Source organism: Pseudidiomarina mangrovi (genome assembly GCF_003999375.1).
Classification (GTDB): domain Bacteria; phylum Pseudomonadota; class Gammaproteobacteria; order Enterobacterales; family Alteromonadaceae; genus Pseudidiomarina; species Pseudidiomarina mangrovi.
In genome coordinates this window covers 1-9,044 of sequence record NZ_RJLC01000006.1, presented here as the reverse complement: position 1 = coordinate 9,044, position 9,044 = coordinate 1, and the positions used below count along the sequence as shown (strand labels likewise).

10 protein-coding genes are annotated in these 9,044 nt (G+C 42.3%); all 10 read right to left on the bottom strand.

Features of this window, described 5'->3' with window-relative positions; translation table 11 throughout:
- Nucleotides 1-31: 31 nt before the first annotated feature.
- The gene (locus EFO84_RS02070) at nt 32-1,219 is read right to left on the bottom strand and encodes an IS4 family transposase (RefSeq protein ID WP_127346155.1); all 1,188 of its coding nucleotides are present in this window, start codon (nt 1,217-1,219) and stop codon (nt 32-34) included.
- Between the two features lie 746 nt (nt 1,220-1,965).
- Nucleotides 1,966-2,475, bottom strand: coding sequence for a HEPN domain-containing protein (locus EFO84_RS02065; RefSeq protein WP_205701923.1), 510 nt, complete (start codon nt 2,473-2,475; stop codon nt 1,966-1,968).
- Nucleotides 2,476-2,477: 2 nt separating this feature from the next.
- A complete protein-coding gene (locus tag EFO84_RS02060; protein WP_127346411.1) occupies nt 2,478-3,569 on the bottom strand; it encodes a DUF262 domain-containing protein in 1,092 nt (363 codons plus the stop codon).
- 546 nt (nt 3,570-4,115) lie between these two features.
- Entirely contained in the window at nt 4,116-4,826 is a 711-nt protein-coding gene (locus tag EFO84_RS02055; protein ID WP_127346410.1) for a PIN domain-containing protein, read from the bottom strand.
- 1 nt (nt 4,827) lies between these two features.
- Nucleotides 4,828-5,463 carry a DUF1889 family protein gene (locus tag EFO84_RS02050; protein ID WP_127346409.1) on the bottom strand — a complete coding sequence of 212 codons (636 nt, stop codon included), beginning with the start codon at nt 5,461-5,463 and terminating at the stop codon, nt 4,828-4,830.
- 164 nt (nt 5,464-5,627) lie between these two features.
- Nucleotides 5,628-6,281, bottom strand: coding sequence for a hypothetical protein (locus tag EFO84_RS02045; protein ID WP_127346408.1), 654 nt, complete (start codon nt 6,279-6,281; stop codon nt 5,628-5,630).
- A 180-nt stretch (nt 6,282-6,461) separates the two neighbouring features.
- Nucleotides 6,462-7,022 (bottom strand): 3'-5' exonuclease, encoded by a 561-nt coding sequence (locus tag EFO84_RS02040; RefSeq protein WP_127346407.1) that lies wholly within the window; start codon nt 7,020-7,022, stop codon nt 6,462-6,464.
- 41 nt (nt 7,023-7,063) lie between these two features.
- Nucleotides 7,064-7,246 carry a carbon storage regulator CsrA gene (gene csrA / locus EFO84_RS02035; protein WP_126756871.1) on the bottom strand — a complete coding sequence of 61 codons (183 nt, stop codon included), beginning with the start codon at nt 7,244-7,246 and terminating at the stop codon, nt 7,064-7,066.
- A gap of 135 nt (nt 7,247-7,381) precedes the next feature.
- On the bottom strand, nt 7,382-7,645 hold the full coding sequence (locus EFO84_RS02030; RefSeq protein WP_127346406.1) for a hypothetical protein: 264 nt from the start codon (nt 7,643-7,645) through the stop codon (nt 7,382-7,384).
- Between the two features lie 104 nt (nt 7,646-7,749).
- Nucleotides 7,750-8,937, bottom strand: coding sequence for an IS4 family transposase (locus tag EFO84_RS02025; protein ID WP_127346155.1), 1,188 nt, complete (start codon nt 8,935-8,937; stop codon nt 7,750-7,752).
- Between the last annotated feature and the right edge of the window lie 107 nt (nt 8,938-9,044).

The window sequence follows — 9,044 nt, the reverse complement described above, 5'->3', positions numbered from 1 at the left end:
CTGAGGGATCCCCACAAATTGCTCCCCCATATTATCCACACTCTATCAGATCGTCCGGTGTCCAGCACCACTGAGCTATCCACTGCAAAATTTGCTTTAGCCCTTGCTGATAATATCGCCTACTTATATTAAGCTTTTGCTCTTTACAGAGCAGTATCCCAAGGGAACAAAGAGCGAGCACTCGTCTATGCTTAACGGTATTAGCCTGATAACGTCGTTGTAAGCCAGCCTTCTCACCCGCACTGCCAAGCAGGTAATGAAACCAGTTAGCCAGGGCTGCCAAGAGCAGTAAGATCTCCAAGCGTGATTTCTTGCGAGTACCATGTAGATCGCTACCTAACCCGTAACGGTAACTTTTTTGATCCCGGAAGCTTTCTTCTATCTGCATTCGGCAGCTATAGCATTTGGCAATTTTCTCGGCATATCCATGACTTTCTGGTAAAGAGGAAACTAATAGCCAAGGCTCTTTGTATTGCCTGTTTTTATCTCTTTTCAATAACTTGTAACCTTTTCCAACCAAAACAGCTTGTGTTTCATAGCTCTGAGATTGGGTGAGTAAGATGTTGCCGACATGCTTGGGCTTGGCTTTGGCCTTACGATAAAATTGGTTAACAGTGATAAACTCTTCCTGCTCTGCCACTTTCAGCTTCACATTCCCTCTGACTCTGGCGACATAATGCCAGCCGAATTCGCGTACTTGTTTTAACCAAGGCACTTTAAATCCGGCGTCTGTCACGATAATTGGCTTGCAGCCTTCTGGTAACATAGCTTTAAGTTGTTCTAAGAATGCCTGATGCAAACGGGGGCTGGTGTACTCTTCTTCAGCAGCGATTTTTTGCAACAACGTTAATGCTCTGCCGTCCGCAGCAATACTCGCTCGTAAAATAAAGTGACGCTTGGCGGTATCCGCATTACTCCAATCGACTAAAATCGTTGGATGGGAATGGGGGGTTACAACAGAAGCAGTCAACGCGGCATAAATCAATGGTAGCTCTCGTTGCAGATTGGCATTATTGAGTAATCTGTCGGCTCGCTTGATGCTGATTTTGTCTGAGGGCCCTGGCATAGCGCGACCAATTGCTGTAACGGTGCAACGAGCGTCTTTAGCAAGAGCAGTAACCGCATCTAACAAGACAGAAAATCTGGCTTTATGCATGGTTTTTGGGGTGACAAATCGGAGGAAATCAGCGAGCATAGTTTTAACATTCATGGCGAGCATCCGCGGTGTGGGATTTTTGGCGAATGATCAGATCGGGAACCGCCATGAATGTTCCCTAATCACCTAAATTTTTATTTTAACTACAAAATTTCTGGGGATACCTCAGGCGAAATAGATGATAATGGGTACCTGTGGTGGGGGTAATGTCTATTGAACGAGATCTGGAATCACTGTTAAATCCTTAATAGATGTGCTTGAGCTAAATACTCGGGAAATTACTATTAGCCCACCCCTCCTAATTCGCAAGCAGATACTGTTGATATGCTTGAGACTGTCGGCAGCGCACCTCGACATAGGGCGAGAAAAATGATAATGCTGGATATAGGTTAACTCGACGAGTCACAAGAATGAGAAAATGTTCAATAATCACCGTGCGGAGTTGCTCCGGTCTCTCAATATCATCGGTAAACCTCATTGTGAGCGCTGAGGCGATAGAGGCTTTAGTATGCGCCAAACTTTCAGGAGAGCCAATCAAGACGCAAGGTGTCGATGGCTATTTAGATGGCATTCCCTTTAGATTTCTTAAAGTGAACGACGATGGCTCATACCTCATTCAATCCTCCGTATCAGGACCGGTAAAGATTGAATTCCAACTTCCTTCAGACTAGCGTCTCAATGTGTGAAACAGCAATATCCAATCGCTGATTTGCTCGTACCGGCAAAAAGCTTCAAAAGTCTACAACTCCAATTTGCAATAACGTGTTGTTGAGTCGTAATTCAGATAATGACTCGGAGCGCAGCATTCTTCAGCGATACATTGTGGAGTTGAGAGAGTCTATCACTTTTTTTCCATCTTCATACGCTAAAACCACATCATCGAAAGTCGCATTCGCTGTGACTTTACCTTCGTGTGCAAACTCATTTCTCCAAAGTATAAGGTTAGCGTATGAACTACAAAAGTCTCGGCGCTCAGATCTAAGATGCTTTTCCCTTTCAATTTCGAGTATACCTTTAAATTTACGGAGATATTTCTCGCCGAAACTTGCAACGTACTGCTCCTTGATTATTTTTAGAGCGATTCGACCGTTGATTCTTTTGAAATAGCTTTTGGTAAAATTCCCAAGAACCGTATGCTTTTTTTCTGCGAAGTCTTTGAATATTTGCTTTATTGCGAGCTCATAAACCGTTATGGCGGTAACAGACACAAAGCCTATATATTTGCGTTGAAGCATTGGGTCATCGACCGTGGGCATTATCGTCTTTAGGTGATTGATTAAATCGTCGGCTTGCGCAAAATGATCTCGATAACTCATCATTGCTAGCCCAATAAAATTTCTTTCACCAGTTCGAAACGTTCGCGAACAATCTTTGTATCTGTTGTTGCAAGACTTGTGAGCTCCATGAAGTCCTCATTTTCTGTGAGGATCTCATAGCGGGTTTTTAGGTCGACTTTTTCAAGTCTTGGGGCATTCTCCAAAAGAACTACCATAACTGAATCCATTGCAGATACATTAAGAGGTCCTCGGATATTGAATGGCTTAGGGCCTAGATTCTCTATTACAAAATCAGTAACCTTTGAAAAATTATTTATAAAATACTCTACTCTTGAAGTATCTCCTTCTTGATTGTTCTTCATAGCTAAGTTTAAGAACTCCTTCATAGGCTTTTCATAACTTTTCCATGATTTAGTCAAAGCGAATATCCTCAGGATCAGTTCAACATCCTTCTGGTGTTTATCTAGGTGCTTTTTCCCTAGTATTTCTCTCCAGCTATTATCTTTATTTAAATCTTTAAGTAGCTGGCTGAAACGCCCTCTGAACACACAGTTCCGAATCTCTTGAGGCTTGAGAGGCGTACCTCCAGTATTGAGCCGCTCGAAAATATGATAAGCGCTTGTGTTCCCTTTTAAAGGGGCAAGTTGGCGAATGTTAATAGCTCTCAAAACAGCTTGTTTAAGCTTCCTTTGATCTGACTCATCTAAGTCTTCGAATCTCTTGCCATTGTATTTGTTTTTTTCTCCTAGCCCAGTCAATCTAAATACTTGCCGCTTGCCATGAGTGCTTTCTTTTCCAAAATAACCCTCTAAATAGAAAATAATACTAAGCAGCCTCTGCTGGCCGTCGATAACCAGATTTTTGTTATTCTCATCTATGTAAAAAAAGACGGGCGGAACTGGAAGGCCGGTAAGAAATGAATCTATTAACAAGGATGACTGTTTTTGACCCCAAACAAATTCCCTTTGATAATCTGGGATTTCTATATCTTCGTCCGCCCACATTGTTGCTAAACCCGCCAACGTGTAATCGGAAGGATAACTCGCTATATCATAATGAATATGGGCTTCATCTTCTTCAGCCTCATTGGAGAGATCAATTTCATCTTCCAAATCTAAAGCTCTATCTTCTTGCATAATGTTGTCCTTTCCATGAGATATCAGATTAGCAGCTATTGTTCTACATACTGTGTTCAAATTGCAAGTCAGTCCAGTGAATCATTACTGACCAAACGAAAGGCGTGTATACGCCGTGGCAGGGATGCGAAAAGTGAGGGTCGCTCTTTGTGTGAGATACAGAAATAAATGATAATTTACAGAATAAAATGATACTAATTTTACATCTAAAGTGTCCTTTACCCCCCCCAATTTCGAATATTCAGAACTGCCGCTCCGGTTGCTGCCTATGACGATGGGAGTCTTTCCCTATAGGGTGAGGGCAGCCACACCGTGAATTTGCACTCAAAGAGAATAAAAATGCAGTGTTGCGTGTTAAGACGATGGCTGCGAGTGGACAATTAGGCTTCATCAGTTCATACCAAGGCGAGTTAAACTAGACCTTCATTTCAAAATAACCTTCCTACTAGACAGAGTTTTCTCCCGCGACCTTCTCAGATTGATGGTTCGCGTTACGCTTGCGATTATTTGAATTACGGGTACGACGGCTTTCGAGCATAACTAAAATTAGCTAACGAGCTCTTTCACGATTGCTAACGCATGGTCGATGTTTGTTACAAGTTCTGCATTTACATTACTAAAATCATGATCTAATGGAGGCTTCAGCTTTTGCGGTTTTCCAAAGTCATCCTTATTTGCCGTTAAAAAAAGAATTCTGCTTTCATATGCATGAGCTCTGAGTTCTTTAGCTAGCTCTAGGAAACATTCTACAATTTCACAATCCTTCGGCTCCGGCTTTCCTCTCTTTGCCGGAGCAAGGTTTCTTCTCACCCTATGCATCCCTCGAAGCGAGTGGACGTCTCGTCTTTCAAGCACTATGCTTGTATCGAAAAAAATTTCTGACTGTTGCTTTAAGAAATCAGAAAGGCTTAACAAAGATGCTTTGTGGGGGAGCTTATGTTTCGTATGATGTAACTTATTGGACACATTATAAGCTACTGAGATGTTCCGATCTAAACGAGCTAGCTCGCGCTTCAGTGTCTTCTCCACATTGTCAATATTATCTCTCCATTCTTCGTAGATCGTTTCGTATGAAATTAACCAAAGGTCCTTCGAGTGAGATAGAATTAACTCGTTCATTGCCATCACATAAGATTCACTCAACTCACTTTGATGTATCGAATTAAACAGATTGAGAATTGAGCAGGTGTCAACGAATAAAATAGGCTTATCTTTTATTAAAATTTGCGCGAGGCCTGTATTTAGATCAACGAACATCTTATCTATGATCTCTTTGTTCTAACAACTCGATACCAAACTCAAACTGTATAGCAAGCTCCTGAGCATGCAATTCGCTCCAACCTTTTGTGAGCAATAGTCTTTCCAAATCGTGCGTATCTACCCTTTTACCATGATGATATGTGGTAATTATAAAATCGAGCCATCTTCTCTTATCAGATGGATGTGAGCTTCCAGACGACATATTCGCCATTGAAGTGAATTGCTCAAGCTTTTTTGCGCCTTCCACTCCTAGAATATCCGCTTCAGTTATCAGGCCACTTGTGATATCCGAATGAATAGCAAGCGCGTCTGCGGTAACTTTTATGAAGTTCTCATAAAAGTCAGTAATAACGGCGTTGTACTCATCGAAATTGAGTTGGCCGTAGTTAAGTGGTACCACATTAGGTATGTACCATGTATTGGAGTCCTTTTGGAAAATACTTAAACCGGCGGAGGGGAGCTCATCGGTACTCAAGCGTTCAAAGCAAAATGCTTTATCGCGCAATTTTTGCGAGCGCTCTTCAGTATCATAAGCTCGTCGCCAAGGCTGTTTAAGACGTTCTGTAAGGTGCTCTATAAAACTGTCCACATCACCTTCATTTAAAGTGATGTAGACATCCTTAAAAGTCTTCATTATGAAACCTTTATCCTAAAATAAACTTAGAAACTCGTTTTAATCTGTGAGTCAAATAGATTTTTTTCTGGTCGGATTTGAGTTGAAAGTTTACTGCGCCTACTGAAGCAATATCAACTATGGGCTTTAAGCTACCACTACAAAGCTCATTTCGCAAAACCTACCTAGTTCAACTTGCCGTACCTGAAGTGTTTTCGAATATAAGCTTCCTTTTGCTCTGCTCGCGCAGTGTGCCGGCGACAGCGCTTTTTGATATCAATTAAGAAACCAACATAATGGTGAAATAGAAAAAGGTAGGCATCTTTTTTGTACCAGATAATCACTTCTCCATCGCCTATAACCTCAGCATGAGGGTTTTCTTGAATGTCCAAAAACGGATTGGAATAATGAGTATCCTGATAAGACGCTTGGAATGTCTGTGTCACCTGCTTATTGATAAACTCTAAATGCATCACGTAACGTTCAGGATTGAAAGGTCTTTTGTGAATCTTGAAATACTGTCCCATTCCGAGGTATCGCATATAGGATATAAGGTCATCCGCATGGATTGGAATTTCTAAATGAATATTACCATCTGGCTTACAAACAGCTGTTCTCATCATATCCAAAAAACGCTTTTCACGACCATCTGTTTGAGTACTTGCACGAGTCAAGCTATCAACGACTAGATTGCTGTTAGCAGATTGAGATTTCGAGATAACTCCTATTACGTAATCCATATTACTTTTGTGGCTATTGCACTTTCGACAGGCGAGAAAGTCACCTTCACCTTTACCACGCTTTCTTGAAAGTGCGGCATTAGGGATCATGTGTTCCACAGAGCTTTTCTTTGGTGAATTGGGCTCGTCATTGAGTAAGTTGCGACAATAAGGGCAGTAAAGGTTTCTAATCATATCGTACCTACAAAGATGAACTACTAACCTGCAGATTCTAGCGACTTTTTTTTGCACGAATAATCAAGAGTTTGGATGTGTTGCACGTTCATAGCTCACATTGGTCTACTTCCAGGTGATTTTCGGCATCAATCGTGAAATGTTAAGAGCATCAACAATACCCCGATGGCTGGTACCTTCGAACCCTAAGTCATGGTATTCAAGCGCGCTTCTTAGCGCTGAAGATTGCTTGTTTGGCTTACCTTTGCGCCAACATTTTTTCAAATTAACATGCTTTAATGAAAAGAACTTAGGTGCGACCTTATGTCGCTCAAACTCGACTTGAATTTGATTCTTATCGTAGTTACCCCATGAGCCCCAAAACTCGACATTAAATGCTTCAAGCCACGAGTCGATTTTTGGTAAGACATCTACGTAGGTTGGTGACTGATCTACCTGTTCTTGCTTAATGCTTGTCAATGACATGCAGAAGCCACTTAACTGTGGATAAAGGACTGGATGCACCAAGAAAGAGCAAGAATCGTAGATAGTTCCGTTTCTATCGGTAATAACGCAACCAAACTCGATAATTTCCATATCCTCTATTATTTGAGTGCGCTCATGCTCGGGGACGTTGCCGTCCCAGCATGTTGCTTCTAGGTCTACGATTAGAAAGGGCTTTTCCATCAAAGATTTCTCAGCGGGCTTCAGTTGGAAGCCGATAAAATCTAACCGGTTTTTTCAGGTTCTTCGTTACGAATTCGGGTGTATATCTCTTCACGATGCACAGGCACATCTTTTGGTGCATTAATACCTATGCGCACTTGGTTGCCTTTTACACCCAGAATAGTGACGGTGATATCATCACCCACGATTAAGGTTTCGCCGATTCGTCTTGTTAGAATTAACATAAAGCCTCCATTGCTTATATTTTTAGTTCTTGTTGTAAATCCTATGACTAGACTATGGCAACTACCAAAGAGACACAATACGAAAATTAGTGGGTAATCGCTGAATTCCGTGTCGCCATGAACGGAGAGGTTCGATTAACGCTTTGAAGCATGAATGCTTTTCAGCTCTTCAATTCTGGCTGTAACTGCATCAAAACAGTCCTCGCAGAAATCGAAGTTAAACTCTTCCCCGTCGCGGGTAGAGCCATAACCAAACGAAGCATGTAACTTGGCATATGCGCGGAAACCGTTGAGGTTATCGATATGTTCTTTGTAATCACGTGGAACAACACTCGAGCCACAAATATCACAAAGGATATCTTCAACAACTGTCATGGGCTGAATCGCTTCGATTTTCATTCACTTTCCTTACTAGTTTCACAAGTGCGTCGATTGCACCACGCTAATTGTAAGTCCAAATACGCCGTGTCGCCTGAGGGATCCCCACAAATTGCTCCCCCATATTATCCACACTCTATCAGATCGTCCGGTGTCCAGCACCACTGAGCTATCCACTGCAAAATTTGCTTTAGCCCTTGCTGATAATATCGCCTACTTATATTAAGCTTTTGCTCTTTACAGAGCAGTATCCCAAGGGAACAAAGAGCGAGCACTCGTCTATGCTTAACGGTATTAGCCTGATAACGTCGTTGTAAGCCAGCCTTCTCACCCGCACTGCCAAGCAGGTAATGAAACCAGTTAGCCAGGGCTGCCAAGAGCAGTAAGATCTCCAAGCGTGATTTCTTGCGAGTACCATGTAGATCGCTACCTAACCCGTAACGGTAACTTTTTTGATCCCGGAAGCTTTCTTCTATCTGCATTCGGCAGCTATAGCATTTGGCAATTTTCTCGGCATATCCATGACTTTCTGGTAAAGAGGAAACTAATAGCCAAGGCTCTTTGTATTGCCTGTTTTTATCTCTTTTCAATAACTTGTAACCTTTTCCAACCAAAACAGCTTGTGTTTCATAGCTCTGAGATTGGGTGAGTAAGATGTTGCCGACATGCTTGGGCTTGGCTTTGGCCTTACGATAAAATTGGTTAACAGTGATAAACTCTTCCTGCTCTGCCACTTTCAGCTTCACATTCCCTCTGACTCTGGCGACATAATGCCAGCCGAATTCGCGTACTTGTTTTAACCAAGGCACTTTAAATCCGGCGTCTGTCACGATAATTGGCTTGCAGCCTTCTGGTAACATAGCTTTAAGTTGTTCTAAGAATGCCTGATGCAAACGGGGGCTGGTGTACTCTTCTTCAGCAGCGATTTTTTGCAACAACGTTAATGCTCTGCCGTCCGCAGCAATACTCGCTCGTAAAATAAAGTGACGCTTGGCGGTATCCGCATTACTCCAATCGACTAAAATCGTTGGATGGGAATGGGGGGTTACAACAGAAGCAGTCAACGCGGCATAAATCAATGGTAGCTCTCGTTGCAGATTGGCATTATTGAGTAATCTGTCGGCTCGCTTGATGCTGATTTTGTCTGAGGGCCCTGGCATAGCGCGACCAATTGCTGTAACGGTGCAACGAGCGTCTTTAGCAAGAGCAGTAACCGCATCTAACAAGACAGAAAATCTGGCTTTATGCATGGTTTTTGGGGTGACAAATCGGAGGAAATCAGCGAGCATAGTTTTAACATTCATGGCGAGCATCCGCGGTGTGGGATTTTTGGCGAATGATCAGATCGGGAACCGCCATGAATGTTCCCTAATCACCTAAATTTTTATTTTAACTACAAAATTTCTGGGGATACCTCAGG

Coding starts and splice junctions, on each gene's coding strand:
- EFO84_RS02070 (WP_127346155.1), bottom strand. CDS start 1,219: ATGCTCGCCATGAATGTTAAAACTATGCTCGCTGATTTCCTCCGATTT.
- EFO84_RS02065 (WP_205701923.1), bottom strand. CDS start 2,475: ATGATGAGTTATCGAGATCATTTTGCGCAAGCCGACGATTTAATCAAT.
- EFO84_RS02060 (WP_127346411.1), bottom strand. CDS start 3,569: ATGCAAGAAGATAGAGCTTTAGATTTGGAAGATGAAATTGATCTCTCC.
- EFO84_RS02055 (WP_127346410.1), bottom strand. CDS start 4,826: ATGTTCGTTGATCTAAATACAGGCCTCGCGCAAATTTTAATAAAAGAT.
- EFO84_RS02050 (WP_127346409.1), bottom strand. CDS start 5,463: ATGAAGACTTTTAAGGATGTCTACATCACTTTAAATGAAGGTGATGTG.
- EFO84_RS02040 (WP_127346407.1), bottom strand. CDS start 7,022: ATGGAAAAGCCCTTTCTAATCGTAGACCTAGAAGCAACATGCTGGGAC.
- csrA (WP_126756871.1), bottom strand. CDS start 7,246: ATGTTAATTCTAACAAGACGAATCGGCGAAACCTTAATCGTGGGTGAT.
- EFO84_RS02030 (WP_127346406.1), bottom strand. CDS start 7,645: ATGAAAATCGAAGCGATTCAGCCCATGACAGTTGTTGAAGATATCCTT.
- EFO84_RS02025 (WP_127346155.1), bottom strand. CDS start 8,937: ATGCTCGCCATGAATGTTAAAACTATGCTCGCTGATTTCCTCCGATTT.